Annotated in this window: 26 protein-coding genes; 13 read left to right on the forward strand and 13 right to left on the reverse strand. The window is 70.3% G+C overall.

What is annotated here, in order from left to right; genetic code table 11:
• Positions 1-35: 35 nt before the first annotated feature.
• Positions 36-500, forward strand: a complete 465-nt coding sequence (locus AB0M70_RS15110) for a sec-independent translocase (RefSeq protein ID WP_365820248.1) — start codon at positions 36-38, stop codon at positions 498-500.
• Between the two features lie 186 nt (positions 501-686).
• Positions 687-1,361: a hypothetical protein gene (locus AB0M70_RS15115; RefSeq protein WP_363209109.1), complete on the forward strand. Its 675-nt coding sequence runs from the start codon at positions 687-689 to the stop codon at positions 1,359-1,361.
• Positions 1,362-1,456: 95 nt separating this feature from the next.
• On the opposite strand, the gene AB0M70_RS15120 is transcribed toward AB0M70_RS15115, so the two are convergent.
• Genes AB0M70_RS15120 through AB0M70_RS15130 form a run of 3 tightly spaced genes read right to left on the reverse strand, consistent with a single transcriptional unit; the run spans position 1,457 to position 4,471 of the window.
• A complete protein-coding gene (locus AB0M70_RS15120; protein ID WP_365820250.1) occupies positions 1,457-2,590 on the reverse strand; it encodes an Mrp/NBP35 family ATP-binding protein in 1,134 nt (377 codons plus the stop codon).
• Between the two features lie 44 nt (positions 2,591-2,634).
• Positions 2,635-3,210, reverse strand: coding sequence for a DUF1003 domain-containing protein (locus AB0M70_RS15125; protein ID WP_365820252.1), 576 nt, complete (start codon positions 3,208-3,210; stop codon positions 2,635-2,637).
• Positions 3,197-4,471, reverse strand: coding sequence for a CBS domain-containing protein (locus AB0M70_RS15130; RefSeq protein ID WP_365820254.1), 1,275 nt, complete (start codon positions 4,469-4,471; stop codon positions 3,197-3,199). Before AB0M70_RS15130 ends, AB0M70_RS15125 begins: the two co-directional genes overlap by 14 nt.
• Before the next feature lie 197 nt (positions 4,472-4,668).
• Here AB0M70_RS15130 and AB0M70_RS15135 point away from each other — a divergent pair, with 197 nt between their 5' ends.
• Positions 4,669-5,442 carry a hypothetical protein gene (locus AB0M70_RS15135; RefSeq protein ID WP_365820256.1) on the forward strand — a complete coding sequence of 258 codons (774 nt, stop codon included), beginning with the start codon at positions 4,669-4,671 and terminating at the stop codon, positions 5,440-5,442.
• A gap of 21 nt (positions 5,443-5,463) precedes the next feature.
• Here the strand turns inward: AB0M70_RS15135 and AB0M70_RS15140 are convergent, their stop codons facing one another.
• Positions 5,464-5,976, reverse strand: a complete 513-nt coding sequence (locus tag AB0M70_RS15140; protein WP_365820258.1) for a hypothetical protein — start codon at positions 5,974-5,976, stop codon at positions 5,464-5,466.
• 33 nt (positions 5,977-6,009) lie between these two features.
• Entirely contained in the window at positions 6,010-7,131 is a 1,122-nt protein-coding gene (locus AB0M70_RS15145; RefSeq protein WP_365820260.1) for a magnesium and cobalt transport protein CorA, read from the reverse strand.
• A 471-nt stretch (positions 7,132-7,602) separates the two neighbouring features.
• On the opposite strand from AB0M70_RS15145, the gene AB0M70_RS15150 reads away from it, so the two are divergent.
• On the forward strand, positions 7,603-8,187 hold the full coding sequence (locus tag AB0M70_RS15150) for a suppressor of fused domain protein (protein ID WP_365820262.1): 585 nt from the start codon (positions 7,603-7,605) through the stop codon (positions 8,185-8,187).
• An 18-nt stretch (positions 8,188-8,205) separates the two neighbouring features.
• On the opposite strand, the gene AB0M70_RS15155 is transcribed toward AB0M70_RS15150, so the two are convergent.
• Positions 8,206-9,507, reverse strand: coding sequence for an MFS transporter (locus tag AB0M70_RS15155; RefSeq protein WP_365820264.1), 1,302 nt, complete (start codon positions 9,505-9,507; stop codon positions 8,206-8,208).
• Positions 9,508-9,679: 172 nt separating this feature from the next.
• On the opposite strand from AB0M70_RS15155, the gene AB0M70_RS15160 reads away from it, so the two are divergent.
• The 3 genes from AB0M70_RS15160 (at position 9,680) to AB0M70_RS15170 (ending at position 12,220) form a co-directional block, all read left to right on the forward strand.
• Positions 9,680-10,321, forward strand: a complete 642-nt coding sequence (locus AB0M70_RS15160; protein ID WP_365820266.1) for a DUF6758 family protein — start codon at positions 9,680-9,682, stop codon at positions 10,319-10,321.
• A gap of 246 nt (positions 10,322-10,567) precedes the next feature.
• Positions 10,568-11,443 (forward strand): PHP domain-containing protein, encoded by an 876-nt coding sequence (locus tag AB0M70_RS15165; protein WP_365820268.1) that lies wholly within the window; start codon positions 10,568-10,570, stop codon positions 11,441-11,443.
• 171 nt (positions 11,444-11,614) lie between these two features.
• Positions 11,615-12,220 (forward strand): MarC family protein, encoded by a 606-nt coding sequence (locus tag AB0M70_RS15170; protein ID WP_365820270.1) that lies wholly within the window; start codon positions 11,615-11,617, stop codon positions 12,218-12,220.
• Between the two features lie 184 nt (positions 12,221-12,404).
• On the opposite strand, the gene AB0M70_RS15175 is transcribed toward AB0M70_RS15170, so the two are convergent.
• Complete coding sequence (locus AB0M70_RS15175) at positions 12,405-12,557, reverse strand: hypothetical protein (protein WP_167829028.1); 153 nt, start codon at positions 12,555-12,557, stop codon at positions 12,405-12,407.
• Between the two features lie 209 nt (positions 12,558-12,766).
• On the opposite strand from AB0M70_RS15175, the gene AB0M70_RS15180 reads away from it, so the two are divergent.
• Complete coding sequence (locus AB0M70_RS15180) at positions 12,767-13,717, forward strand: NYN domain-containing protein (RefSeq protein WP_365820272.1); 951 nt, start codon at positions 12,767-12,769, stop codon at positions 13,715-13,717.
• Here AB0M70_RS15180 and AB0M70_RS15185 read toward each other — a convergent pair.
• Together AB0M70_RS15185 and AB0M70_RS15190 are read right to left on the reverse strand one after the other, a co-directional pair.
• Positions 13,714-14,610, reverse strand: coding sequence for an alpha/beta hydrolase (locus AB0M70_RS15185; RefSeq protein WP_365820274.1), 897 nt, complete (start codon positions 14,608-14,610; stop codon positions 13,714-13,716). The genes AB0M70_RS15180 and AB0M70_RS15185 overlap by 4 nt on opposite strands.
• A gap of 1,444 nt (positions 14,611-16,054) precedes the next feature.
• Complete coding sequence (locus AB0M70_RS15190) at positions 16,055-18,313, reverse strand: DEAD/DEAH box helicase (protein WP_365820683.1); 2,259 nt, start codon at positions 18,311-18,313, stop codon at positions 16,055-16,057.
• Between the two features lie 371 nt (positions 18,314-18,684).
• Between AB0M70_RS15190 and AB0M70_RS15195 the strand changes: the two genes are divergently transcribed.
• Positions 18,685-19,422 carry a ferritin-like fold-containing protein gene (locus AB0M70_RS15195; protein WP_363209124.1) on the forward strand — a complete coding sequence of 246 codons (738 nt, stop codon included), beginning with the start codon at positions 18,685-18,687 and terminating at the stop codon, positions 19,420-19,422.
• A gap of 428 nt (positions 19,423-19,850) precedes the next feature.
• Here AB0M70_RS15195 and AB0M70_RS15200 read toward each other — a convergent pair whose 3' ends face one another.
• The 4 genes from AB0M70_RS15200 to AB0M70_RS15215 all read right to left on the reverse strand — a co-directional run bounded on the left by AB0M70_RS15200 (position 19,851) and on the right by AB0M70_RS15215 (position 21,693).
• The gene (locus AB0M70_RS15200) at positions 19,851-20,123 is read right to left on the reverse strand and encodes a hypothetical protein (protein WP_365820276.1); all 273 of its coding nucleotides are present in this window, start codon (positions 20,121-20,123) and stop codon (positions 19,851-19,853) included.
• Positions 20,124-20,311: 188 nt separating this feature from the next.
• Positions 20,312-20,539 carry a DUF3107 domain-containing protein gene (locus tag AB0M70_RS15205; protein WP_055565193.1) on the reverse strand — a complete coding sequence of 76 codons (228 nt, stop codon included), beginning with the start codon at positions 20,537-20,539 and terminating at the stop codon, positions 20,312-20,314.
• A 152-nt stretch (positions 20,540-20,691) separates the two neighbouring features.
• Positions 20,692-21,333, reverse strand: a complete 642-nt coding sequence (locus tag AB0M70_RS15210) for a TetR/AcrR family transcriptional regulator (protein ID WP_249587903.1) — start codon at positions 21,331-21,333, stop codon at positions 20,692-20,694.
• A 144-nt stretch (positions 21,334-21,477) separates the two neighbouring features.
• Positions 21,478-21,693 carry a hypothetical protein gene (locus tag AB0M70_RS15215; protein ID WP_365820278.1) on the reverse strand — a complete coding sequence of 72 codons (216 nt, stop codon included), beginning with the start codon at positions 21,691-21,693 and terminating at the stop codon, positions 21,478-21,480.
• A 189-nt stretch (positions 21,694-21,882) separates the two neighbouring features.
• Here AB0M70_RS15215 and AB0M70_RS15220 point away from each other — a divergent pair, with 189 nt between their 5' ends.
• From AB0M70_RS15220 to AB0M70_RS15235, 4 genes are all read left to right on the forward strand, one after another.
• Positions 21,883-22,872 carry an alpha/beta hydrolase gene (locus AB0M70_RS15220; RefSeq protein ID WP_365820280.1) on the forward strand — a complete coding sequence of 330 codons (990 nt, stop codon included), beginning with the start codon at positions 21,883-21,885 and terminating at the stop codon, positions 22,870-22,872.
• Positions 22,873-22,880: 8 nt separating this feature from the next.
• Positions 22,881-24,362 (forward strand): DUF3152 domain-containing protein, encoded by a 1,482-nt coding sequence (locus tag AB0M70_RS15225; protein WP_365820282.1) that lies wholly within the window; start codon positions 22,881-22,883, stop codon positions 24,360-24,362.
• Between the two features lie 78 nt (positions 24,363-24,440).
• A complete protein-coding gene (locus tag AB0M70_RS15230; RefSeq protein ID WP_363209130.1) occupies positions 24,441-24,533 on the forward strand; it encodes an Ms4533A family Cys-rich leader peptide in 93 nt (30 codons plus the stop codon).
• Positions 24,534-24,694: 161 nt separating this feature from the next.
• Positions 24,695-26,416 carry an ABC transporter substrate-binding protein gene (locus AB0M70_RS15235; protein WP_365820284.1) on the forward strand — a complete coding sequence of 574 codons (1,722 nt, stop codon included), beginning with the start codon at positions 24,695-24,697 and terminating at the stop codon, positions 26,414-26,416.
• Positions 26,417-26,425 lie beyond the last annotated feature (9 nt).

The following is a 26,425-nucleotide window of genomic DNA, read 5'->3' on the forward strand; positions in this document are numbered from 1 at the left end:
ACCGTGGACGCGGTCCGGATGGCAAGGAGCTCAAGGTGTTCTCAGACATTGGCCCGCTCGAGGTAGTGGCGCTGATCATCCTCGCCGTGCTCGTTTTCGGCCCGGACAAGCTGCCCAAGCTCATTCAGGACGCCTCGCGGACCATTCGTAAGATCCGGGAATTCTCGGACAGCGCCAAGGCGGACATCCGCAGTGAACTCGGCCCGGAATTCAAGGACTTCGAGTTCGAGGACCTGAATCCGAAGACCTTCATCCGCAAGCAGCTCGACAACGACGAGCTCGGTCTGAAGGAAATCCGGAACGGCTTCGACCTGAAGAAGGAGATGGCCGAGGTCACCGACGCCGTGCACGGGCGGGAGAGTGAATCCTCCGATGCCGCGTCCGACGGGGGCGGCGACCGTGTCGACATGGCCAAGAAGGACGGCCGTATCGACATGGACAAGAAGCCCGAGAAGGCCGCGCCCGGCGACCATCCGCCGTTCGACGCGGACGCCACCTGACCTCCTCCGAGGCACCCCCGCCGCGCCCCTGAGCACGCCCGTCGGCGCACCTTTCGAGTCACCCGACCGCCGACCGGTGTCCCGGCTTCCGGAACGGGTGTGGCTATCCTGCCTTGTTGTCCGGCTGAGGACGCCCGAGGGGGGCGGGCCCTGCGGACCTATGAGAACGAGGAGGCGGCCGGGTACATGGAGACGACAAGTCGCGTAGGCGCACAGGCGCCGGCCGCGGACGGCACCGCACAGGCGATGCCCTCCGCCCGGCGCACGGTCGACAGTTATCTGCTGGCGCCCTTCCCCTGGTACGGCCTCGACGAGGCCTTCACGGGCGAGCGCTGGCTGATGCAGGTCGGCACCGCCGCGGACGGCACGGTGGAGCACGGCTCCATCGGGCACGGCGATGAGCCGTCGGTACGGAGTGACGGGCCTTTCGGCAACAACGACAAGGAGCGCTTCGCGGCCGTGGTGACCGTCGCGGCCAACCCGGTGCGGCGCAGCCCGGACGGCACGGGCCTGCTCGAGGCGACGTCGGTGTCGTCCGCGGCCTGGCTCGCCGGAGTGGGGCTGCTGTCCTTCACCTGGCCCAGCCAGATGGACCACAGCCTGCGTGACGACTGGCTGGACCAGCAGACCGAGACGGCCTGGGTCCTCGCGGACGATCTGCAGGGCGAGGACTGGTCGACGCTCTCGCTCCCGGTGGACGGGGTGCCGACCTCGTTCCACTACCGCGAGTCGGAGTTCGGCTGGGTGCTCGCCGGCTCCACGGAGGAAGGCGTCCACCTGGGTGCCTACGGTCGCGGGATGAGCGCGTACGGCCTGGGCTTCTCCGTGGTCAAGGACATCCACGACTACGCGGCCGGCTAGGGCCCGTACGGCCGCCGCACACACATACGCCGATGGGGGCGCCGCTCATGACGAGCGGCGCCCCCATCGGCGTACGGCAGAAGCCCGGGAGGGCCTCAGAACTTGTTGCGCGGGGTGATTCCCAGGGTCATGCCCGCGAGGCCGCGCTGGCGGCCGCCCAGCTTGCCCGCGATCGTGCGCAGTGCCGAGCCCGCCGGGGACTCCGGGTCCGTCAGGACGACCGGCTTGCCCTCGTCGCCGCCCTCGCGCAGGCGGACGTCGATCGGGATGGAGCCGAGGACCGGGACCGTGGCGCCCGTCGTCTTCGTGAGGCCCTCGGCGACGCGCTGGCCGCCGCCCGTGCCGAAGACGTCGACCATCTCGCCGCAGTGCGGGCAGGGCAGCCCCGCCATGTTCTCGACGACGCCGACGATCTTCTGGTGGGTCTGTACGGCGATGGAGCCCGCGCGCTCGGCGACCTCGGCCGCCGCCTGCTGGGGCGTCGTCACGACCAGGATCTCGGCGTTCGGCACGAGCTGCGCCACGGAGATCGCGATGTCGCCGGTGCCCGGCGGCAGGTCGAGCAGGAGCACGTCCAGGTCGCCCCAGAAAACGTCCGCGAGGAACTGCTGGAGGGCACGGTGGAGCATCGGGCCGCGCCACACCACCGGGGCGTTGCCCGGCGTGAACATGCCGATCGAGATGACCTTCACGCCGTTCGCCGACGGCGGCATGATCATGTCCTCGACCTGGGTGGGCTTGCCGTCCGCGCCCAGCATCCTGGGCACCGAGTGGCCGTAGATGTCCGCGTCCACGACGCCGACCTTCAGGCCGTCCGCCGCCATCGCGGCCGCCAGGTTCACCGTCACCGAGGACTTGCCGACGCCGCCCTTGCCGGACGCGACGGCGTAGACACGGGTCAGGGAGCCGGGCTTGGCGAAGGGGACCTCGCGCTCGGCGGTGCCGCCGCGCAGCGCGCTCGCCAGCTCCTTGCGCTGCTCGTCGCTCATCACGTCGAGCGTGACGTCGACGCGCGTGACGCCCTCGACGGCGGCGACCGCGTCGGTCACGTTCTTCGTGATGGTCTCGCGCATCGGGCACCCGGAGACCGTGAGGTACACGGTGACCGCCACCACCCCGTCAGGGGAGATGTCGACCGATTTGACCATCCCCAACTCGGTGATGGGTCGATGGATCTCGGGGTCGTTCACCGTCGCCAGTGCTTCACGCACCGCGTCTTCCGTAGCCATAAGACCGATAGTACGGCGCGGTAACCCCGCCCCGGAAAGAGCCGTCAACGGTCGCCTACGTCACGCCCGCCGCTCTCCTCCGCCGGGAATACGACGCGATGGCCCCTGCGCTGCTCCTCCAGCTCCTTGACCAGGTCCTGGAGTTCGCTGCGGATCCAGTCGCGGGTGGCCACCTCGCCCAGGCCCATGCGCAGCGAGGCGATCTCACGGCTCAGATATTCGGTGTCCGCGATGGACCGCTCGTTCTGTTTGCGGTCCTGTTCGAGGTTGACCCGGTCCCGGTCGTCCTGCCGGTTCTGCGCGAGCAGGATCAGGGGCGCCGCGTACGACGCCTGGAGCGAGAGCGCGAGGGTCAGGAACAGGAAGGGGAACGGGTCGAAGCGCAGCACCTCGGGCGCCCAGACGTTCCAGGCCACCCAGACGATGATCGTGACCGTCATCCAGACGATGAAGCGCCCGGTGCCAAGGAACCGCGCGATCCGCTCCGAGAGCCGCCCGAACGCCTCGGGGTCGTACTCCGGCAGGAACTTGCGGCGCGGCGGCCGCGGCTGGTCGAGCCGGAAGCGGGGAGCGGTCCGCGGCTCGGCGCGGTTGTCCCGCTCGCGGTCAGCCGGTGGCACGCGGCACCTCTTCCTGGTGGAACTCGGTCTCGCGCCAGTCGTCCGGCAGCATGTGGTCGAGCACGTCGTCGACGGTGACGGCGCCGAGCAGCGAGCCGCCCTCGTCGACGACGGGGGCCGCCACCATGTCGTAGGTGGCGAAGAACCCGGCGACCTGGGGCAGCGTGGTTTCCGGCGCGAGGGTCTGCAGGTCGTCGTCCAGGATCGAGCTGACCAGCGTGTACGGGGGATCGCGCAGGAGCCGCTGGAAGTGCACGGTGCCCAGGTACTTGCCGGTCGGGGTCTCGTCCGGCGGGCGGCACACGTAGACCTGCGCGGCGAGGGCGGGGGACAGGTCCTGCTGGCGCACCCGCGCGAGGGCGTCGGCGACCGTGGCGTCGGGCCTGAGCACGATCGGCTCGGTCGTCATCAGGCCGCCCGCGGTGCGCTCCTCGTAGGCCATCAGACGCCGTACGTCGGCGGCGTCGTCCGGCTGCATCAGCGTGAGAAGCCGTTCCTTGTCCTCTTCGGGGAGCTCGGCGAGCAGGTCGGCGGCGTCGTCCGGGTCCATCGCCTCCAGGACGTCGGCGGCGCGCTCCTCCTTGAGCTTGCCGAGGATCTCGATCTGGTCGTCCTCGGGGAGCTCTTCGAGGACGTCGGCGAGCCGGTCGTCGTCGAGGGCCGTCGCGACCTCCGCACGCCGCTTCGGCGTCAGATGGTGCAGGACGTTGGCGAGGTCGGCGGGGCGCAGCTGTTCGAAGGTGGCGAGCAGGCTCTCGGCGCCCTGGCCGTGTTCCTCCAGCGAGAAGCCGTCGACGGCCGACCACTCGACGGTCAGCGTCTCGCCCTTGCGCCGGAAGGTGCCGCCCTTCCCCTTGCGCACGAAGACCCGGTCGATCTCCCAGTCACGGCGGGCCGGCAACTGCTGCACCGCCACGTCGAGGACGGTGACCTCCTCGCCCGACTCGACGAGCTTGACCCGCCGGTCGAGCATCTCGCCGAGCACGAGCCGCTCGGTGGGCCGCTGCTCGAAGCGCCGTACGTTCAGTACGCCGGTCGTGATGACCTGGCCCGACTCGATGCCCGTCACCCGGGTCATGGGCAGGAAGATGCGGCGCCGCGTGGACAGCTCGACGACGAGCCCGAGCAGCCGGGGCGGCCTGCGGTTCACCCGGAGCATCGCGACCAGATCGCGCACCCGGCCCACCTGGTCGCCGTTCGGGTCGAAGACGGCGGTACCGGCGAGATGGGACACGAAGACCCGGGAGGCGCTTGCCGCCATTGCACGCCCCCTCCTCTTGCTCGCGACCTTTTCATGCCGTTCTGTCAGGCAATGCGGGCTTCAGGCTAGCCCGTCCCGGTCGGATACGCCCCGGCGGAGCGTCCGGCCGCACTGGCGACAATCTACCTAGTCAGCACGGGTACGCTGCCGTACTGCCGTAGCCGTAGCCGTCGTCCCCACGAGAGGCAGCGCCCCCTGTGTCAGCGATTCCCCCGGTCCGCCGTATCCGCAAGACGGCACTCGTGAGCGCGATGTGCGCGGGTCTCGTCCTGGGGGTCACCGGTCTGACCGGGTGCAGCAGCGAAGAGGATCCGGACGCGGGCACGAACGGCATCGGCAAACTCTCCGCCGCGAAGATCCAGAGCAAGTCCCGTGCGGCGGCCGACGCGGCGCCCGCGGTGCGGCTCTCGGGCACCCTGGTCAGCAAGGGGCACACGTACAAGCTCGACATGCGGCTCAAGGACGAGGGCGGCAGCGGCTCGGTGACCTCCAAGGGCGAGACCTTCCAGCTGCTGCGCATCGGAAAGCAGCTCTTCCTGATGGCCGACTCCTCCTTCTGGACCCACGAGGACGCCAAGGGCGGCGAGAAGCCCGGCAAGGCGGACGAGGGCGCCGCGGCGAAGCTCGACGGCAAGTACGTGAAGGTCCCCGAGGAAGACGCGTCCTACGAGCAGCTGAGCGGCTTCACCGACAAGGACCTCCTCCTGGAGGGCATGCTCACCCTGCACGGCGCACTCGCCACCGGGGAGCGCGGCACGACCTCCGGCAACCCCAGCATCAAGATCACCGGCGACAAGGGCGCGGGCGGCACCCTGGACGTCTCCCTCAAGGGCAAGCCCTACCCGCTGCGCCTGCAGCGCGCGGGCGACGCGGGCACGCTCCGGCTCAGCGACTGGGGCAGGGACTTCACCCTGCAGGAGCCGGCCAAGGACGAGATGGTGGACTACGGCGAGCAGCTGCCCGACTCGTAGAGGCCACGGTTCGCGGCCCGGTCAGCCCCGCCGCTTCTTCCGCTTGAACAGCAGCCGGGGCAGCGCCTCTGGCACCGGCTCGCGGGTGGTCGCCCCGGTCGGCAGGGGCGGGGCCGCGAGTGAGCCGTCGGGCAGGTCGGTGATCGTCTCCCGCGGGGTGAGCCGCACGACCCGGCACTCGTCCGCCCAGCGCTGCGGCATCCGCTCGCCGTCGGGCGCGTTCAGCCGCTTCCCCTTGAGCTCGGCGACGGCCGCCTCCCACGCCTCGGAACGCGGCGCGAGCTCGGTCACCTGCGCCGTCCACGCGATGAGCCGGCCGCCCTTGTCCTTGCTGCGTACGGTCACTTCGGCGGTGCCGCCGTCGACGAGACCCGGCAGCGGCTGCTCGCCGGGACCGTCGCCGACGAGGTACGCCGCACCCTCGTGCCACACGTGCCACAGGGCGCGGGCAGGGCCTTCGCCGCGCACCCAGATGAGGCCGGACTTCTTGGTGGCCTCCTCGACGAGGGCCTGGGCGAGCAGCGTGTCTGTCATGCGCGCAGCCTATCGAGCCGCCCGCGCCCGGGGTTAGAGCCAGCCGTTGCGCTTCAGGGTCCGGTGGATCGTGTAGCAGGCTCCGGCGATGAGGCCGAGCACCATCGGGTAGCCGAACCGCCAGTGCAGCTCGGGCATGTGGTCGAAGTTCATGCCGTAGACCCCGCAGACCGCCGTCGGCACGGCGATGATCGCCGCCCAGGAGGTGATCTTGCGCATGTCCTCGTTCTGCGCGACCGCGGCCTGCGCGAGGTTGGCCTGCAGGATCGAGTTGAGCAGTTCGTCGAAGCCGACGACCTGCTCCTGGACGCGGGCCAGGTGGTCGGCGACGTCGCGGAAGTACTTCTGGATGTCCGGGTCGACGAGCCGCATCGGCCGCTCGCTCAGCAGCAGCATGGGCCGGAGCAGCGGCGAGACCGCCCGCTTGAACTCCAGGACCTCCCGCTTGAGCTGGTAGATCCGCCCGGCGTCGACACCGCGCGCGGAGCCCTTGCCCTTGCTCGGGGCGGAGAACACCTCGGTCTCGACCTCGTCGATGTCGTCCTGCATGGCGTCGGCCACCGCGAGATAGCCGTCGACGACGTGGTCGGCGATGGTGTGCAGGACGGCGGAGGGGCCCTTGGCGAGGAGTTCGGGCTCCTCCTGGAGCCGGCGCCGCAGGCCGCGCAGCGAGCCGTGGCCGCCGTGCCGGACCGTGATGAAGAAGTCCCGCCCGGTGAAGCACATCACCTCGCCGGTCTCCACGATCTCGCTGGTGGCGGTGAGTTCGGCGTGCTCCACGTAGTGGATGGTCTTGAAGACGGTGAAGAGCGTGTCGTCGTAACGCTCCAGCTTGGGCCGCTGGTGTGCGTGCACCGCGTCCTCGACGGCCAGCGGGTGGAGCCCGAACTCGGCGGCGATACCGGCGAATTCGGCCTCCGTCGGCTCGTGCAGGCCGATCCAGGCGAAGCCGCCGTCGCGACGCACCTGGAGCATCGCCTCGTGCGGCGTGAGCGTGTCGTCGCAGGCCGCGCGGCGGCCGTCGCGGTAGACGGCGCAGTCGACGACGGCGGAGGCGGCGGTGGGGTCGCGCGTGGTGTCGTACGAGCTGTAGGCGCTGCCGTCCTTGCGGAGCGAGGGACGGACGGCGGCGCGCAGGTCACGGATCATCGACATGGGCAGGCTCCTTCGACGGAGGCGGCCTGCGACGGTTGGAACTACCCGGAATGGGGACGTCCTGCTGAAGATGTTTGGCACGTCCACAAAGCGGGGAGCACCGCACCATCGCGGTGGCAGCTTCGCTACTGACTCAGATCAGGGAACACAGAGAGATCAGGTGGAAACGAAGTGCTCTTCCGTCGCACGCGAGCACGGGGAGTACTGGCGCACAGTGGCAGCTACAGGGCTGCGTGAGATGTCAGACGGAAGAACGGGTGGTACTGCACGGTCGACTTCGATCCATGGCAGCCCCACCTCCTCCGGCCGGTCCCCCGTAGGGGAAGTCCCAGGCGCGTAGCGCGCCAAGTCATCTGCCCGGGCTTGAAAGCGCGCTCTGCGTGCTGCCCGGAACCAGCGGCCAACACTATCAGCCGACTGAAGTGTCAAGCCCCGTCTTTACCCGCCACTGACGAGTTCTATGCTCGCGTCATGGCTGATGTTCTTGCTCTGGTCGAGGCCCGTCTCCGCACCGGCCTCGGTGAACCGGACGCCCGCGCCGCGGTGACCTTCCTCGGCACCGACCGCGTCGAAGTGCTGCGTTTCACGGACGGGGACCTGGTCAGATACGCCACCCTCGGCATGTCGGCCCAGCCGATGGCCGATCCCACCGCCGCGCTGGCCGACCCGGTCAAGGGCCCGCGCGCGGAGCTGATCCTCACGGTGCGAGGCGGGGTCGCCGACACGGACAAGGTGCTGCGCCCGCTCGCCGTACTGGCCGCGTCGCCGCAGGTCGAGGGCCTGATCGTGGCCCCCGGCGCCTCGCTCGACGTGGGTGAACCGCTGTGGCCCGGCGCGCAGTTCACGTCGGTGCTCGTCGCGGAGCCCGGCGGCCTGGTGGAGGACCTGGAACTGGATGCGCCCATGGATCCCGTACGGTTCCTGCCGCTGCTGCCCATGACGCCGAACGAGGGTGCGTGGAAGCGCGTGCACGGCGCGGGCGCCCTTCAGGAGCGCTGGCTGAGCAGCGGGACGGACCTGCGCGATCCGCTGCGCAAGTCCGTGTCCCTGGACTGAAGTCCGCTGCTGATAGCCCTAGTTGGCGAAGACGGTGACGCCGTCCTCCGTCGCGTGCTGCGGTTCGAGCTCCTCGGCTTCGTGCGTGAGGGAGTCCTTGCGGACCCAGACCACGACCGCGCCGAGCACCGCCGTGACGGCCGCGACCACGAAGGGGATGTGGATGTTGCTCCACTCCTCGATCTTCGGCGCGAAGAACGGGGCGGCGGCTGCCGCGAACCACCGGACGAAGTTGTAGCCGGCGCTTGCCACCGGGCGCGGCGCGTCCGAGACGCCGAGCGCGAGCTCGGTGTAGACGGTGTTGTTCACGCCGATGAAGGCACCGGACAGGATCGTGCAGACGATGGCCGTGGCGTGGTTGCCGTACCCGAGCACCAGCACGTCCGCCGCGAGCAGCACGAGCGAACCCCCGAGCACCTTCAGCGAGCCGAACCTCGCCTGCAGCCGCGGCGCCACGAGCACCGAGAAGACCGCGAGCAGCAGGCCCCAGGCGAAGAAGATCGCACCCGACTTGTACGGGGTCATGTTCAGGACGAACGGCGTGAAGGCCAGGACCGTGAAGAACGTGTAGTTGTAGAAGAACGCGGAGGCGGCGGCCGACGCGAGCCCACCGTGACCGAGGGCCTTGATCGGCGCGAGCAGCGAGGTCTTCTGCGCCGGCTTCGGCTGCTCCTTCAGGAACGCCGTGATGCACAGGAAGCCGACCGCCATCAGGACGGCCGTGCCGAAGAACGGGTAGCGCCAGCTCGCGTTGCCGAGCACCGCGCCGAGCAGCGGTCCGCACGCCATGCCGAGACCGAGCGCCGACTCGTAGAGCAGGATCGCGGCGGCGCTGCCACCGGCCGCCGCGCCGACGATGACCGCGAGCGCGGTCGACACGAAGAGCGCGTTGCCGAGCCCCCATCCGGCGCGGAACCCGACCAGCTCACCGACCGATCCCGAGGTGCCGGCGAGCCCCGCGAAGACCACGACGAGCGCGAGGCCGAGCAGCAGGGTCTTCTTGCCGCCGATCCGGCTGGAGACGAACCCGGTCACCAGCATCGCGACGGCGGTGATCAGGAAGTACGAGGTGAAGAGCAGGGACACCTGACTCGCGGACGCGTCAAGGCCCTTGGCGATGGAGGGGAGGATCGGGTCGACGAGCCCGATGCCCATGAAGGCGACGACGGACGCGCCGGCGGTGGCCCAGACAGCCTTCGGCTGCCGCAGGAGGCTGGTCGCTCCCTCGTCGAACGGGTCCGCTCCGGCGGGGCCTCCGATGGGACCTCCGACGGGACCTTCACCGGGGTCTCCGGCTGGACCTCCTGTGCTGGTGTTCATGCCTGCTCCTTAGCGGCTGCGTAAGCGGCTTCCGTCGAGATCGTTGACGTATACACATATTAGTTAGCCAAGCTAAAAGATGCAAGCTACATCTAGTTTCGCCTGGTGGCAGGGCCACCGGACGGGTGATCGTCCTTGACGGGGCGACGACCGGGGAGGACCGTTGGTCGCTATGAGGGGCGAACCCAGTTGCCCGAAGTGTGGTGGCCGGGTCAGGGCTCCCGGCCTCTTTGCCGACTCCTGGCAGTGCGATGTGCACGGGACGGTGCATCCGCTGCAACCTGTGATCCCGCCGAGCGTCGAGGCGCTCCAGGTCGTGGTGCATCGCGCGCAGGTGCCGGTCTGGATGCCGTGGCCGCTGCCGGTCGGCTGGCTGTTCACGGGCGTGGCCTGCGCGGGCGACGACCGCAGCGGCGGCCGAGCCACCGCCGTGGCCTGCTCGGGGCCCGCGCCGCTCGGCGGCATGGGCGAGCTGGTCCTGGTCGCCGAGGAGCTCGGCGTCGGTCTCGGCGCGCGGTATGCCGGGGTCGACGGCCCGGACCCCGGCCCGTATCTGAACGTCGAGAAGCCCCCGCAGGCCAAGCTGCTCGCGGCGGGCAGGCCGACCCCCATGTGGCATGTGGCGGGCACGCCGGACGACCGGGCGGTCTTCGCGGGCGAGGCGCGGGGCCTGTGGCTGTGGGCGATCGCGTGGCCGGAGCAGTCGGGGCTTTTGATGTACGACGAGCTGGTCCTCACTGATTTGCGGGACGCGGGCGCAGAGGTGGACCTGTTGCCCTGCGGGGCGCTTTCGCCGCGGATCTTGATGCCTTGAGGTGGGTGGGGTCGGGGTCGGGGCTTTGTGCCGTGAGGTGTGTGGCGGGGCAGGAGCTTCAGCTGGCCGGTGGTGCGGCAGTGACGTGCCTGTGGTGCATCGGTGGCGCGCGGCGGTGGAGTGAGGGGTGTCTCCCTTGCGGCGGGCGGCGGAACGTGTCGGTCCCGTTATCCTTGAGCGTCCCCTTTGCGGCCCTCCCTCGTGGACCGGTCCGCCCCCGCCCCGTCAGAGCCTGGAGTCCGCGTCGTGCGCATCGACCTGCACACCCACTCCACCGCCTCCGACGGCACGGACACCCCGGCGCAGTTGGTGCGCAACGCGGCCGCCGCCGGACTTGATGTCGTCGCCCTCACGGACCACGACACCACCCGCGGGTACGCGGAGGCCGTCGCGGCCCTGGAAGGACTCGACCGGGGTCTCACCCTCGTCACCGGCGCCGAACTCTCCTGCCGCCTCGACGGCGTGGGCCTGCACATGCTGGCCTATCTCTTCGACCCCGACGAGCCGGAGCTCGCCCGTGAGCGCGAGCTCGTGCGCGACGACCGGGTGCCCCGCGCGAAGGCGATGATCGACAAGCTCCGGGCACTCGACGTCCCGGTCACCTGGGAGCAGGTCGCGCGCATCGCGGGTGACGGCTCGGTGGGCCGCCCGCACATCGCCGAGGCCCTGGTGGAGCTGGGCGTCGTACCCACCGTCTCGGACGCCTTCACGCAGGACTGGCTCGCCGACGGCGGCCGGGCGTACGCCGAGAAGCACGAACTGGACCCCTTCGACGCGATCCGCCTGGTCAAGGCCGCGGGCGGTGTCACCGTCTTCGCGCACCCGGCGGCCGTCAAGCGCGGCCAGGTGGTGCCGGAGGCCGCGATGGCGGCGCTGGCCGCAGCCGGGCTCGACGGCATCGAGGCCGACCACATGGACCACGACCCGGCCACTCGCACCCGGCTGCACGGCATCGCCGCGGACCTCGGTCTGCTCGCCACCGGGTCGAGCGACTACCACGGCAGCCGCAAGACCTGCGTGCTCGGGGAGTTCACCACCGACCCCGAGATCTACGGGGAGATCACGCGGCGCGCGACCGGGGCGTTCCCGGTGCCGGGCGCGGGCGGACGCGCCGGCGCGTAGCTGGCGCGGAGTCGGTGCGTGGCCGGCGCGGGGCCGTCGCCTTAGGGCTCACTTCCCCCGCCCGCCCACTCCTCGGGCCCTCCCGGGTCCCACTTCCTCCCACTTGTCCGCCGCGCCCGCGCGGCATTTCCGTACGCTCACTTCACCTCACTTCACTGCAAGGCCATCACTGTGTTCGACGTCGCCGTCTTCGGCTCCCTCTTCCTCACCCTTTTTGTGATCATGGATCCCCCCGGGATCACGCCGATCTTCCTCGGACTCACCTCCGGCCGTCCGGCCAAGGTGCAGAAGAAGATGGCCTTCCAGGCCGTCTGCGTCGCCTTCGGCGTCATCGCGGTCTTCGGTGTCCTGGGCCACCAGATCCTCGACTACCTGCATGTCTCCGTCCCTGCGCTGATGATCGCGGGCGGTCTGCTGCTCCTGCTGATCGCGCTCGACCTGCTCACCGGCAAGACGGACGAGCCCCAGCAGACCAAGGACGTGAACGTCGCCCTTGTGCCGCTCGGCATGCCGCTGCTCGCGGGGCCCGGCGCGATCGTCTCCGTCATTCTGGCCGTCCAGGACGCCGACAGCGTCGGCACGCAGATCTCCGTATGGGCGGCGATCGTGGCGATGCACGTGGTGCTGTGGCTGGTGATGCGCTACTCGCTGCTGATCATCCGGGTCATCAAGGACGGCGGCGTGGTCCTGGTGACGCGGCTCGCGGGCATGATGCTGTCCGCGATCGCGGTGCAGCAGATCATCAACGGCGTGACTCAGGTGATCAACGGGGCCTAGCTGTCCCGGCAGTCCCAGCAGTCCCGACAGTCCCGGCAGTTCCAGTAGTCCCGACAGTCCCAGCAGTCTCAGCGGGCTCGGCCCCGGTGATCGGGTATGCCAAGGGCCCCCGTACCAAAGGTGTACGGGGGCCCTTCAACCTGCGCGCAATCGGTGCGCGCCAACTTATGCGTGCAACCTGGCGTTACGAGGCCGGGGATTCGGCCGGTCGGATATAGATGCGCTGGCCGATCGCTGCGGCCTGCTGCACGATCCGATTGACGGAGGCGGCGTCTACGACGGTCCGGTCCACGGCGGCGCCGTCGACGTCGTCGAGTCGCATGATTTCGAAGCGCATAAGGCTTCTCCCTTCGTCTGGTCATCCTCCTGAAGGAGAACTACTGGTGTGGTGGCCACCGGGACAGCTGTGTCCGGCGTTCCATACGGGTACAACGAGTTGCCCCCAGCAAACATTCCCTACGCTAAGGAAATTTTTCGACAGACTAATTACTCGCGAGTAGCGGAACCGGTTGTGTTCGCTGCGTGACCAACGGGACAATGGCACCGATGAACGACGAGATCGAGATCGACTCCCAGATCGACTCACCGGCCGGCACTCAGATCAGCACCCAGATCAGTGCCCAGCTGGAGCGCGCCACCAGCCTCCTCGAGCGCATGCTCGCCGAGGTGGCGAAGACGCCGTCCACGCACGCGATCTTCGTCGACGCCGGATACGTGTACGCCGCGGCGGGGCGGCTCGCGGTCGGCACCGAGGACCGGCGCGCCTTCGACCTGGACGCGGAGGGGCTGATCGAGGCGTTCATCGACAAGGCCCGCACGATCTTCGCGGACAGCCGTCTGCTGCGCGTCTACTGGTACGACGGTGCGCGGCGCCGTATCCACACGGTCGAGCAGCAGTCGATCGCGGAGCTCCCCGACGTCAAGGTCCGCCTGGGAAACCTGAACGCGAACAATCAGCAGAAGGGCGTGGATTCCCTCATCCGGACGGATCTGGAGTCACTCGCCAGGCACCGCGCCATCAGCGACGCGGCCCTGATCGGCGGCGACGAGGACCTGGTCTCGGCGGTGGAGGCGGCGCAGGGGTACGGCGCGCGGGTGCATCTGTGGGGCATCGAGGCCGCCGAGGGTCGCAATCAGGCGGAGCCGCTGCTGTGGGAGGTCGACAGCCAGCGCACGTTCGACCTCGACTTCTTCAAGCCGTACGTGTCCCGGCGCTCGGTCACGACGTACGCGACGTACGAGGGTGCGGGCACGCCGCGGCCCGCGCGCGAGGACGTGCGTTTCGTGGGCGCGCAGATCGCCGCCAAGTGGCTGGCGGCGCGCGGGCGTGCGGCGCTGGTGGATCTGCTGCCGGGGCATCCGTACCTGCCCGGGTCCGTGGACCAGGAGCTCCTGGTGGAAGCCGAGAAGCTGCTCGCCTACTCGCTGCGGGGGCAGTCGGACCTGCGGCGGGCGTTGCGGGACGGGTTCTGGGAGCACTTGCAGACGCAGTACTAGCGGTACTCGTTGCTTCCTTCGCTGGTGGTGACGCGGTCCCAGAAGGCGATGAGGGCGGCGGCGGTCTCCGCGGGGCGGTCGGTGTTGGGGGAGTGCTCGGCGCCGGCGATGACCGTGCGGTGGGCGTGCAGCCGGGCCGCCATGTCGTCCAGCCAGGGGATGGGCCAGGTGTCGTCGCGCTCGCCGGAGATGACGTGCTTGGGCAGGGGGAGCGCGGCGAGCTCCGCGACGCGGTCGGGCTCGACGCAGAGCTGCTTGCCGGTGGCGATGAGCTGGGCGGGACTGTGCCGCAGCCAGCGGGTGCGCAGGGCGTCGCCGTCGAGGTCCGCCTCCTCCGGCGGATCCATCGCCTGGATGGCCGCCCACGCCTCGTCCATCGACAGAACGCCGAGCGCGTCCGTCAGCATCTTGGCGCGCGCCTGCTGCGAGGGGGCGATCTGGGCCGGGCCTGACGCCATCAGGGTGAGGGAGGCGAAGGTGGGGGCTTGGTGGGTGCCGGTGCGGAGGACTGCGGCGCGGGCGATGAGGCCTCCGAGGGAGTGGCCCAGGAGGTGCGGGGTGGCTTCGGCGCCGAGTTGCGTGAGGGCGGTGGCTTGGGCGAGGACGTCCTGGGCCAACTCGTCCTGGGCGTAGGGGAGTTCGTCGTCGGTGGGACCCTCGGACTCGTACTGGCCGCGTCCGTCGACGGAGACGGCTCGGTAACCGGCGTCTGCGAGGGGCTTGAGCAGCGCGATGAAGTCCTCCTTGCTCCCGGTGAAGCCGGGGAGCAGCAGGACGGTGCCCTTGGCCTTGCCGGCCGGGCGGGCGTCCAGGGCGGCGAAGTCGCCGCGCGCCGTTCGCAGGCGCAGGGCGTCGACGCCGGGGGGCGGGGTGAAGGTCGGGGGCCTGCTCATGCCTTGAGGCTAGCTGGCGGGCGGGGCGGGGGTTGTGCGGGTACGGGGCCCATGCGGGGCTCCTGCTGGTGCGAGGTGCCTTTGCCGGGGGCGGCGGCCCGCTTCCCGGCCCGCCGGAGGGGGCCTGTTCGGCTGCCGCGCCGATGACGCCATGCCCGCGCTCCGCGCGGATCTTCCCCACCCGCCCACCCGAGCACCCTGCAGTTGCAGAGGGGACGGGGCTGGTCGTCTGCCGCACCGTGCCTGTCATGCCCGCGCTTCGCGCGGATCTTCCCCACCCACCCACCCGAGCGCCCCGCAGTTGCTGGGGAGGCGGGGCTGTGTGTCTGCTGCGCCGTGCTTGTCGTGCCCGCACTTCGTGCGGTCTTCCCCGCCGCCGGAGCACCCTGCAGTCGCAGGCGGGCCTGTTCGGCTGACGCGCCGATGATCCCGTGCCCGCGCTTCGCGCGAATGTCCCCCCCGCCCACCCGAGCGCCCCGCAGTTGCAGGGGGAGGCGTGGCTGTGCGTCTGCTGCGCCGCGCCTGTCGTGCCCGCGCTCGCGCGGATTCTCCCCGCCAGCCCCGCAGTTGCAGGGGGGGCGGGGCTGGTCTGGCACGCCGCGGGTGGCATGCCCGCGCGAACCTTTTTCGCGCGCCCGAGCACCGTGCAGCCGTAGGGGGACTGTGCGGCTGACGCGCCGTGAGCGTTCTGCCCGCGCTTCGCGCGGATCTCCCGCCCACCCGCCCGATTGCCCCGCAGTTGCAAGGGGCGCCGGACTGTTCGGCTGGTGCGTTGCAGGTGTCTTGCCCGTGCGTCGCGTGAATCCTTCGCTCCCGCCCACCCGAACGCCCTGCCGTCACGGGGCGGGACTTGTCGGCGGGGGCGCCGTGGGTGTCATGCGCGCGCTTCGCGCGCCCTCCCTACCGCCCTCGGCCCGGTCGCCCCGGGGGCGGCGAAGCGCGGTGGGTGGGGCTGCTTGCTGGTGCGTTGCGCGTGTCTTGCCCGGCCTCAGGCGGTTCCTGCCCGCCTGCCCGCCTGCCCGCCTGCCCGCCTGCCCGCCTGCCCGCCTGCCCGCCTGCCCGCCTGCCCGCCTGCCCGCCTGCCCGCCTGCCCGCCCGCCGATGGCCCCGCAGTCGTACGGGCGGGGTTGTTCGGCTGGTGCGTTGCGGGTGTCAGGGGCGACCCGGTGCGCGGGTTGCGCTGCTCAGCCGAGCGCCCGCAGTTGCGCGGGGCTGGGCTTTGCGGCTGGTGTGCTGTGGGCGTCTTGCTCGTGCTTCGTGCAGATTTCTCCCACCCTTCCAGCCGGTTTCCCGTGGTCAGAGCGATGTGGGTGGGATTTTTTTGCGGTCGTGTGGATGCGGGGTGATCGGGTGCGTGGGTGGGCGGGTAGGTAGGTAGGGCGAAGGCCCGGTCCCCCTTTGGGGGCCGGGCCTTCGGGTGTTGCTTGCTGCTTGGTGGAGTGCGTCAGCTTTCCTCGGCCGGTGCGGCCACCGCCTTGCGGGTCCTGCGGCGCGGCTTCGTGACCGTGGCCTCCTCGGAGGCGGCGGCCGGAGCCTCCGCTGCCTTGCGCGTACGGCGACGCGGCTTGGTCTCCTCCGTCGGCTGAGCGGGGATCCCGGCCTCGGCCACCTCCGCCACCGGCTCCGCTGCCTTGCGGGTCCTGCGGCGCGGCTTCTCCGCCGGGGTGTCGGTCTCCGCCGTGGCGACCGCAGCCTTGCGGGTGCGGCGCGGCTTCTCTGCCGGGGTGTCGGTTTCCGCCGTGGCGACCGCTGCCTTGCGGGTGCGGCGCGGCTTGGTGGCGGGTGCCTCGGGCTCGGTGGCCTCTGCCGGCTCTGCTGCCTTGCGGGTCCTGCGGCGGGGCTTCTCCGTCGGCGCCGGGGTCTCGGTTGCCTCGGCTGTGTCCACCGCTGCTTCCGCCGCAGTCTTGCGGGTGCGGCGGCGCGGCTTCTCTGCCTCGGGCTCGGTGGCCTCTGCCGTCTTCGTCACCGGCTCCGCTGCCTTGCGGGTCCTGCGGCGGGGCTTCTCCGTCGGCGCGGGGGCCTCGGTTGCCTCGGCCGTGTCCACCGCTGCTTCCGCCGTAGTCTTGCGGGTGCGGCGCGGCTTTGTGGGCGGGGCCTCGGTTTCCACCGGGGCGACCGTCTCGATCGCTGCTTCCGCAGCCTCCGCACCGCTTCGCGTCCGGCGGCGGCGACGCGGCGTGCGCGGCTCCGTCGGCTCGGCCTCGGGGGCGGCTACCGCTGCGGGTGCCGCGGCCTCGGCGACTGCCACCGCCGGCGCATCCAGCGGCGTACCGGAACGGGTGCGGCGGCGGCGACGCGGCGTACGCGCCTCACGCGGCTCGCGCTCCTGCTCGGGGGCGCGCCCGCGGTCACGGTCACGGCCGCCGTCACGGCCGCCGTCACGCCCGCGGTCGCGGCCACGCGCGCCGCCCTTGCCGCCGGTCTCGCCGAGGTCCTCGATCTCCTCGGCGCGCAGCCCGGCACGGGTCCGCTCGGCGCGCGGCAGCACACCCTTGGTGCCCGCCGGGATGTTCAGCTCCTCGTACAGGTGAGGAGAGCTGGAGTACGTCTCGACCGGGTCGTTGAAGCCGAGGTTCAGCGCCTTGTTGATCAGCTGCCAGCGCGGGATGTCGTCCCAGTCGACCAGCGTGATCGCGATGCCCTTGGCACCCGCGCGGCCGGTGCGGCCGATGCGGTGGAGGTACGTCTTCTCGTCCTCGGGGGACTGGTAGTTGATGACGTGCGTGACGCCACCGACGTCGATGCCGCGCGCGGCGACGTCCGTGCAGACGAGCACGTCCACCTTGCCGTTGCGGAACGCGCGCAGCGCCTGCTCACGGGCGCCCTGCCCGAGGTCGCCGTGTACGGCGCCCGAGGCGAAGCCGCGCTTCTCGAGCTGCTCGGCGATGTCGGCGGCGGTCCGCTTCGTACGGCAGAAGATCATCGCGAGTCCGCGGCCCTCGGCCTGCAGGATGCGCGAGACCATCTCGGGCTTGTCCATGTTGTGCGCGCGGAACACGTGCTGCTTCGTGTTCGCGACCGTCTGGCCCTCGTCGTCCGGCGCGGTGGCGCGGATGTGCGTGGGCTGCGACATGTAGCGACGGGCCAGGCCGATGACCGCGCCCGGCATGGTGGCCGAGAACAGCATCGTCTGACGCTTGGCCGGAAGCATGTTGATGATCCGCTCGACGTCGGGCAGGAAGCCCAGGTCGAGCATCTCGTCGGCCTCGTCGAGGACCAGGCACTTGATGTGCTTGAGGTTGAGCTTCTTCTGGCCCGCGAGGTCGAGCAGACGACCCGGCGTGCCGACGACGATGTCGATGCCCTTCTTGAGGGCCTCGACCTGCGGCTCGTAGGCACGGCCGCCGTATATGGCGAGGACGCGTACGTTCCGTGCCTTGCCGGCGGTCAGGAGGTCGTTCGTGACCTGCTGGCAGAGCTCACGCGTGGGGACGACGATGAGCGCCTGCGGGGCGTCGGTCAGCTGCTCGGGCTTGGCCCGGCCGGCCTCGACGTCCGCGGGGACGGTGACGCGCTCCAGGAGCGGGAGTCCGAAGCCGAGCGTCTTGCCGGTGCCGGTCTTGGCCTGGCCGATGACGTCGCTGCCCGAGAGCGCGACGGGGAGCGTCATCTCTTGGATGGGGAAAGGGCTGATGATGCCGACGGCCTCTAGGGCCTCGGCCGTCTCGGAGAGAATTCCGAGATCGCGGAAAGTCGTAGTCAGGGCATTGCCTCTTCTGTGAGACGCGGCCCGAGGCGAACGCTGGGGGGTCGTGACCGTGCCACTACCGCCGGCTGCTTGGGGGGCGGGGCCGGGGGCGCGGGACCACTGCCTGCGCTCGAGCGCTCGTACCGCTGAGGTTCCCTCATCGTGCCGTCCGCACTGTGCGGGCCGCCTGGAGGGCTGTCGGGTCGGAGCCGATCGGGCCTCCGACCGGGCATCCTCATTCGTACGGCCCGTCGAATATTCGGCGGGCGCATTACCACTGTACCCCGGAATCTCGCAGCCGTGTCTGGCGAATTCGTCACGTCACTGTCGTCACAGTCACTGACCAGGCCCTTACACGTTGCTGCGCGCGGGCTATTGTGCGGTTTATGGAGACGCCTGACACCGCCGCTGACACACCTGCCGAACCCACGGGAATCGCTGCCCAGGACTGGACGACCGCTTCCGCCGACCCGAACTACCGCGCCGCGGTCGTGGACCTGCTCGGAGCGCTTGCCTACGGAGAGCTCGCGGCGTTCGAGCGGCTCGCGGAGGACGCGAAGCTGGCGCCGACGCTCGGCGACAAGGCGGAGCTGGCGAAGATGGCGTCGGCTGAATTCCACCACTTCGAGCAGTTGCGGGACCGGCTCTCGGCGATCGGCGCGGACGCGACCGAGGCGATGGAGCCGTTCGTGGCGGCGCTCGACGGCTTCCACCGGCAGACGGCGCCGTCCGACTGGCTCGAGGGCCTGGTCAAGGCGTACGTGGGTGACTCGATCGCCAGTGACTTCTACCGCGAGGTCGCGGCGCGGCTCGACGGGGACACCCGGCGTCTCGTCCTCGGTGTGCTCGATGACACGGGGCATGCGAGCTTCGCGGTGGAGAAGGTGCGGGCCGCGATCGACGCGGATCCGCGGGTGGGTGGGCGGCTTGCGCTGTGGGCGCGGCGGCTCATGGGGGAGGCGCTTTCGCAGTCGCAGCGGGTGGTCGCTGATCGTGACGCGTTGTCGACCATGCTGGTCGGGGGCGTGGCCGATGGGTTCGACCTTGCCGAGGTCGGGCGGATGTTCTCGCGGATCACTGAGGCGCACACTAAGCGGATGGCTGCGTTGGGGTTGGCGGCGTAGTCGCTGGGGCTCCGGGGGTGGGGTCTTGGCTGCGGGTGGGTTGGGGTTTCCCGCGCCGTTCCCCGCGGCACCCTGCGGGGCTGGAGCGGTTGTCGGCTGCGGGGGCGTTGTGGCTTGTCGCGCAGTTCCCCGCGCCCCTTGCGGGGCCCGGTCGCCGTTGTCGGCTGGGGGGTGCGCTGTGGTTTCTCGCGCCGTTCCCCGCGCCCCTTACCGGGCCTGTCCGCCGTGGTCGGCTGCGGGTGGGTGGGGGTCTCTTGCGCAGTTCCCCGCGCCCCTTACCGGGCCTGTCCGCCGTGGTCGGCTGCGGGGTGCGTGGGGGCTTGTCGCGCCGTTCCCCGCGCCCCTTGCGGGGCCCGTTCGCCGTCGTTGCCTGCGGGGTGCGTTGTGGTTTGTCGCGCCTCCGCCGGTGGAGCCCCCAGCTTCGCTCCCTACGCCGTCGCTGAGCGACGGCGTAGGTGGCCGCGGGTGGGGCGGAGGAGTAGTGAGAGCAGGGCTGTTGCTACGGCTACCGCGCCGGTGAGTGTGCCGAGGGCGTGGCCTGCGCCCAGGGCCATGTGTGTGACGAATGCGCCGATCACGGCGCCGGCCGCGCCGGTCGACAGGACCAGCTTGCGCGCGGGGAGCCGCGCGGACAGTCGGTGGGCCGCCGCCCATGCCAGGGCGAAACCGAGCAGTGCGGAGCCGAGTGCTTCCAGAATCACAGGGTCTTCCCTCCCTCGCGGCCAGGTGCAAAACGGTCGTAGCCGGTCTTACCCCTGGCGGCCGGAATGCAATCCTCCAAAGCCTTCCCCCGCGGGTCACCTCAACGCATCGCGACGCACGAGAACGGCCCGGTGGTCGACAACCACCGGGCCGTTCTCGTGTGTTGCGATGCGTGCAGCGCCTTGAACTACAGGGCGCTGAAGCCCACCTTGCGTGCGGTCGGCTCACCGAGCTCGACGTACGCGAGGCGGTCGGCCGGAACCAGGACCTTGCGGCCGTGGTCGTCCACGAGGCTCAGCAGCGGCGACTTGCCGGTCAGCGCCTCGGACACCGCGTGCTCGACTTCCTCGGCACTCTGGCCGCTCTCCAGCACGATCTCGCGGGGCGCGTACTGCACGCCGATCTTGACCTCCACGGCTTTGTCCCTCCGACGGTCAGTGATGTGCGCGGCCTGCCGCGCCGTACTCAGCACACATTAGCCCGGTGAGGCGACGTGCATGCTGGTGCCGCTGCACGCCGGTAGCGAACAGAGATCGGGAACAAAGGCGGGAAGCCTCCAGGGGTACGTCAGTGGCCTTCCAGGCCGTGCAGCGGGAAGCCCGCGATACCGCGCCAGGCCAGCGACGTCAGCAGTTCCACCGCCTTGTCGCGCGGAACCGTGCTGCCGCTGGCGAGCCAGTACCGGGCGACCACCTGGGAGTAGCCGCCGAGGCCCACCGCGAGCAGCATCGCCTCGTCACGGGGCAGGCCCGTGTCCTCCGCGATGACCTCGCAGATCGCTTCCGCGCACTGCAGGGTGACCCGGTCCACGCGCTCGCGGACCGCCGCCTCGTTCGTCAGGTCGGACTCGAAGACCAGGCGGAAAGCGCCGCCTTCGTCCTCCACGTACGCGAAGTAGGCGTCCATCGTGGCCGCCACCCGCAGCTTGTTGTCCGACGTGGACGCGAGCGCCGTACGCACGGACTGCAGCAGTGACTCGCAGTGCTGGTCGAGCAGGGCGAGATACAGGTCGAGCTTGCCGGGGAAGTGCTGGTAGAGCACCGGCTTGCTGACTCCGGCCCGCTCGGCGATGTCGTCCATCGCCGCCGCGTGATAGCCCTGCGCGACGAAGACCTCCTGCGCCGCGCCCAGCAACTGATTGCGTCGGGCACGACGCGGCAGGCGTGTGCCCCGCGGGCGCGCTGCCTCTGTCTGCTCGATGGCTGTCACGCCGCCTCCCATGATCGTGAACGTGCGGTGTGCGCCGCGCGGCCATCGTACTTTTCAGTAACCGCGATGTGCGCGGTACGAGCGGAGAATTTCACGGACCGGACGACCGTGAAAGCCGTGCGTAGCAGGGCAAACACGGGCAGCTCAGCGATAGTCGTCTTCGTCGAGGTCGACGACGCGGGCCTGTTCGGCCAGGTCGGCCTCGTTGGCCGCGTCCGTGTCCACACCCTGCAAGGAGTCGTCCCCGCGCGGTGCGAGGTCGGTCTGCTGCTCCGCGGCGTCGGCCTCGGGCGCTTCGGTGCTGGTGTCGGTGGGTGCCTCGGCCTCGAAGGTCTCGGGGTCGGTCGGGTCGACGGTCATCGTGGCTCTCTTCCGTAGAGGACTAGTGGTGCGAGTGCCCTGTCCGTCCTCTCCTATGAGCGTATGCGCCCTCTTCTATGAGCGTAGGAGACTGCCGAACCGGGCGCTACGCGATCTCCGGGCGAGATCGGCCGGATCTGTGACGGCGAACACATGAACCACCGTGTGATCGTCTCGTAACATTGCCGCATGTCTTCGACCGAGCTGCCGAACGTGATCGCCGCCACCGTCGCCCCCAAACCGGGCGTCGTGGCGGTCGCGGCGGGCGAGCGGCTCGACTCGGTCACCCTCCCGGGGCTCACGCTTTCGGTGCGCTCCAGGCCGTCGGTGCGCGAGGGGCTGCCCTCCGCGCTGTTCGTGCACGGGCTCGGCGGTTCCTCGCAGAACTGGTCGGCCCTGATGCCGCTCCTCGAGGACGTCGTCGACTGCGCGGCCCTCGACCTGCCGGGCTTCGGCGACTCGCCGCCGCCGGACGACGGTGACTACTCGGTCACCGGGCACGCGCGCGCGGTCATCCGCTATCTGGACTCGCGCGAAGACGGGCCCGTGCACCTGATCGCGAACTCGCTGGGCGGCGCGGTGGCGACCCGTGTCGCCGCCGTCCGCCCCGACCTGGTCCGTACGCTCACGCTGATCTCGCCGGCGCTTCCCGAGCTCCGGGTGCAGCGCACGGCGGTGCCCACCGGGCTTCTGGCGGTGCCCGGCGTCGCGTCCCTGTTCACCAGGCTCACCAAGGACTGGACGGCCGAGCAGCGGGTCAGCGGTGTCATGGGGCTCTGTTACGGCGACCCGGCCCGGGTCTCGCCCGAGGGGTACAGCGCGGCGGTACGGGAGATGGAGCGCAGGCTCGCCCTTCCGTACATGTGGGACGCGATGACCCGGTCGGCCCGCGGCATCGTGAACGCGTACACGCTGGGCGGGCAGCACGGCCTGTGGCGGCAGGCGGAGCGGGTGCTCGCGCCTACGCTGTTGGTGTACGGCGGCAAGGATCTGCTCGTGTCGTACCGTATGGCGCGCAAGGCCGCTGCCGCGTTCCGTGACTCGCGGCTTCTCACCCTGCCGGACGCAGGGCATGTGGCGATGATGGAGTATCCGGATACGGTGGCCACGGCGATCCGCGAACTCCTCGCGGACACGGGCGAGTTGCATGCATCCGGTCAATCGGGCGCGGGGAGCTGAGGCGGCGAGTGGGACGTCATAGCCGCCGGGGTTCAACCGACCTCGCAGACAACACGGGCACCACGGGCCGTACGAGCAACACGGATACCGACGATCTGCCGCCACCGCAGGGCGCACGCCCGCCGGGGCCGGGCACGGGACGCCGCAGGCGCGCCCCGGGGGACCCCGGCACGCCCGCGCACGGCGTCCCGCAGGCCACACCGCCGCACGGTTTCCCGCAGGCCACACCGCCGCACGGCACGCCCCAGGCCACCCCCTCGCACGGCACGCCGCACGTCCGTGGCGGGCACCCCGAGCAGCGTGAGCCGGGTGGGGTGTGGGGAGCCGGGCCGCGGATGGGCGCCGCCTATGGGACGCCGGGAGCGCGGACCGCGCCGCCTCGCATGCCGGGGCCGCGCCGCGACTACCTGGACGCGTTCGGCGAGGAGTTCGCCGACGAGGATCTCTTCGGGAGCGGTGCGACCGGCGCCACGCGCGCGCCGACCGGGCCGCCGCCTCCGCGGACCCCCCAGCCCCGCGACCCGTACGCCTCGGTCACGGACTGGGACCGCTCGGTCGACGAGGACGAGGAAGCACGGGGAGAGCTCTGGGCCGATGGTGCGGAGGGAGCCGATGGTGCCGGTGGTGCTGACGGAGCCGACGGCCCCGGCGCCTTCGCGGACGACGACGCCCAGGACGGCAAGGGAGGCAAGGGCCGCGCCTTCACCGGCATCGCCGCCGCCGCTGTCACGACCGTCCTCGCGGTCGTGGTGGCCGGCCAGGTGGCCGACGGGGCAAAGGATTCTGCGCCCGAGGCCGCCACGCGGGCCGCGAAGGGCCAGGAAAGCCGTGCCGCCGGCGAGGACGCGTCCCGCTCGGACGACCGGCCCACGCCTCCCGAGTCCGCTCCGGCGACGTACGAGACGAAGATGGCCAAGAAGTACCCGCTGGACGCCAAACTCGCGGCGTCCGGCGAGTTCGAGGCGATGGCCGGGTTCGACAAGGCGCCCGGCAAGGGGCAGAAGTTCCGCTACCGCGTCGACGTCGAGAAGGGGATGGGCCTGGACGGCGAGCTGTTCGCCTCGGCCGTGCAGAAGACCCTGAACGACGACCGGAGCTGGGCGCACGGCGGCGGCCGGACCTTCGAGCGGATCTCCTCGGGGCATCCCGACTTCGTCATCACGCTCGCCAGTCCGGTGACGACCGGGAAGTGGTGCGCGAAATCCGGGCTCGACACCCTGCAGCAGAACGTCTCCTGTGACTCCGCGGCCACCGACCGCGTCATGATCAACGCCTACCGATGGGCGCAGGGCGCCAAGACCTACGGCGACCGCATCCACCCCTACCGGCAGATGCTGATCAATCACGAGGTCGGCCACCGGCTGGGCTTCAATCACACGGACTGCACGAAGGACGGCCAGCTCGCGCCGGTCATGCAGCAGCAGACGAAGTTCCTCGACCACGACGGAATCAAGTGCAAGGCCAACCCCTGGGCTTTTCCCAAGAGTTGAGACAGACGCGCTCGGCATGTGGTCGTTTTGCGATCGACAGCTTTGACATCCGCCGAAAGTTCGTTCATATTTCTCCGCATGTCGCCTCGTCACGCCTCTTCGCGCGCCGCCCTTGAGCTGGCGCTCTTTGGCGTGACCGCGCTCTGCGTGTCCGACGTCCACTGTTGCTGACGCCCGCCCCTGGCGCGTGCGTCGCTTTCTCTCGGGATCTTCCGCAGTCTCTGCGCTCTTTTTACCTGTGCGTCTTCTGCGGTCCTGACTGACCTTCTTCGGCGACCCCGGGGCGAGCTCTGCTCATTTCCCCTGCTTGTTTCTCCGAGAGGTCCTTTCCCATGCGTCAATCGTCCGCCATCGCCCGCCGTGTGGCAGCGGCATCCGTCAGCCTCGTCCTGGCAGCGGGCGCCGCCGCCTGCGCGGGCCCCGAGGACAACGGCGCCGGGAGCGGCGGCGCCGACGGCAAGCCCGCGAAGGGCGGCACGCTCACCGTCCTCAACAGCGATCCGCAGGTCGACTTCGACCCGGCGCGGCTCTACACCTCCGGCGGAGGCAACGTCCCCTCGCTCGTCTTCCGCACCCTGACCACCCGCAACCGCGAGGACGGCGCCAAGGGTTCGGAGGTCGTGCCGGACCTCGCCACCGACCTCGGCAAGTCGAGCAAGAACGCCACGGTGTGGACGTACACCCTGAAGAAGGGGCTCAAGTACGAGGACGGTTCGCCGATCACGTCCGCCGACATCAAGTACGGCATCGAGCGTTCCTTCGCCGGTGAACTCTCCGGCGGGGCGCCCTACTTGAGGGACTGGCTGATAGGCGGCGACAAGTACGCCGGGCCCTACAAGGACAAGGGCGGGCTCGACTCCATCGAGACCCCGGACGAGCGGACGATCGTCTTCCGGCTCAACAAGCCCGAGGGCGAGTTCCCCTACCTGGCCACGCAGACGCAGTTCACGCCCGTCCCCAAGAGCAAGGACAAGGGCACGAAGTACGAGGAGCACCCGGTCTCCTCGGGCCCGTACAAGGTCGTCAAGAACGAGAACGACGGCGAGCGGCTCACCCTGGAGCGCAACCCGCACTGGTCGGCGAAGACCGACTCCGAGCGCAAGGCCTACCCGGACAAGATCGACGTGCGGTCCGGCCTCAACTCCTCCGTCATCAACCAGCGCCTCTCGGCGGGCCAGGGCGCGGACGCCGCCGCCGTGACCACCGACACGAACCTCGGCCCCGCCGAACTCGCCAAGGTCACCGGCGACAAGGAACTCGCGTCGCGCGTCGGCACCGGACACTTCGGCTACACGAACTACCTCGCCTTCAACCCGAAGGTGAAGCCCTTCGACGACCCGAAGGTGCGCCAGGCCATCTCGTACGCCGTCGACCGGTCGTCCGTCGTCAACGCCGCCGGCGGTTCGTCCCTCGCCGAGCCCGCGACGACGTACCTGCCGAACCAGAAGTCCTTCGGATACACGAAGTACGACCACTTCCCCGCGGGCGCGAACGGCAACCCGAAGAAGGCCAAAGAGCTCCTGAAGGAGGCCGGGCACAAGGACGGGCTCACCCTCACGCTCACCCACTCCAACGCCAAGGACTTCGAGACGAGCCCGGAGATCGCCACCGCGATCCAGGACGCACTGAAGAAGGCCGGGATAACCGTCAAGCTCCAGGGCCTCGAGGACAACGACTACTCCGACAAGATCCACAGCGCCAAGGACGAGCCGGGCCTCTTCCTCGCCCACTGGGGCGCCGACTGGCCCTCCGGCGGTCCCTTCCTCGCACCGATCTTCGACGGGCGGCAGATCGTGAAGGACGGCGCCAACTTCAACACCGGGTTCCTGGACGACAAGTCCGTCAACGACGAGATCGACGCGATCAACAAGCTCACCGATCTGGACGCGGCAGCCAAGCGCTGGGGCGCCCTCGACCAGAAGATCGGCGAGCAGGCCCTGACCGTGCCGCTCTTCCACCCCGTCTACAAGCGGCTCTACGGCAAGGACGTCAAGAACATCGTGATCAGCGACTGGACGGGCGTCCTCGACGTCTCCCAGGTCGCGGTCAAGTAAGGGCTACCG

This window comes from Streptomyces sp. NPDC051214, from assembly GCF_040682375.1.
Taxonomy (GTDB): domain Bacteria; phylum Actinomycetota; class Actinomycetes; order Streptomycetales; family Streptomycetaceae; genus Streptomyces.

Coding starts and splice junctions, on each gene's coding strand:
- AB0M70_RS15115 (WP_363209109.1), top strand. CDS start 687: ATGGAGACGACAAGTCGCGTAGGCGCACAGGCGCCGGCCGCGGACGGC.
- AB0M70_RS15120 (WP_365820250.1), bottom strand. CDS start 2,590: ATGGCTACGGAAGACGCGGTGCGTGAAGCACTGGCGACGGTGAACGAC.
- AB0M70_RS15130 (WP_365820254.1), bottom strand. CDS start 4,471: ATGGCGGCAAGCGCCTCCCGGGTCTTCGTGTCCCATCTCGCCGGTACC.
- AB0M70_RS15140 (WP_365820258.1), bottom strand. CDS start 5,976: ATGACAGACACGCTGCTCGCCCAGGCCCTCGTCGAGGAGGCCACCAAG.
- AB0M70_RS15145 (WP_365820260.1), bottom strand. CDS start 7,131: ATGTCGATGATCCGTGACCTGCGCGCCGCCGTCCGTCCCTCGCTCCGC.
- AB0M70_RS15150 (WP_365820262.1), top strand. CDS start 7,603: ATGGCTGATGTTCTTGCTCTGGTCGAGGCCCGTCTCCGCACCGGCCTC.
- AB0M70_RS15155 (WP_365820264.1), bottom strand. CDS start 9,507: ATGAACACCAGCACAGGAGGTCCAGCCGGAGACCCCGGTGAAGGTCCC.
- AB0M70_RS15160 (WP_365820266.1), top strand. CDS start 9,680: ATGAGGGGCGAACCCAGTTGCCCGAAGTGTGGTGGCCGGGTCAGGGCT.
- AB0M70_RS15175 (WP_167829028.1), bottom strand. CDS start 12,557: ATGCGCTTCGAAATCATGCGACTCGACGACGTCGACGGCGCCGCCGTG.
- AB0M70_RS15180 (WP_365820272.1), top strand. CDS start 12,767: ATGAACGACGAGATCGAGATCGACTCCCAGATCGACTCACCGGCCGGC.
- AB0M70_RS15185 (WP_365820274.1), bottom strand. CDS start 14,610: ATGAGCAGGCCCCCGACCTTCACCCCGCCCCCCGGCGTCGACGCCCTG.
- AB0M70_RS15195 (WP_363209124.1), top strand. CDS start 18,685: ATGGAGACGCCTGACACCGCCGCTGACACACCTGCCGAACCCACGGGA.
- AB0M70_RS15215 (WP_365820278.1), bottom strand. CDS start 21,693: ATGACCGTCGACCCGACCGACCCCGAGACCTTCGAGGCCGAGGCACCC.
- AB0M70_RS15220 (WP_365820280.1), top strand. CDS start 21,883: ATGTCTTCGACCGAGCTGCCGAACGTGATCGCCGCCACCGTCGCCCCC.
- AB0M70_RS15230 (WP_363209130.1), top strand. CDS start 24,441: ATGTCGCCTCGTCACGCCTCTTCGCGCGCCGCCCTTGAGCTGGCGCTC.
- AB0M70_RS15235 (WP_365820284.1), top strand. CDS start 24,695: ATGCGTCAATCGTCCGCCATCGCCCGCCGTGTGGCAGCGGCATCCGTC.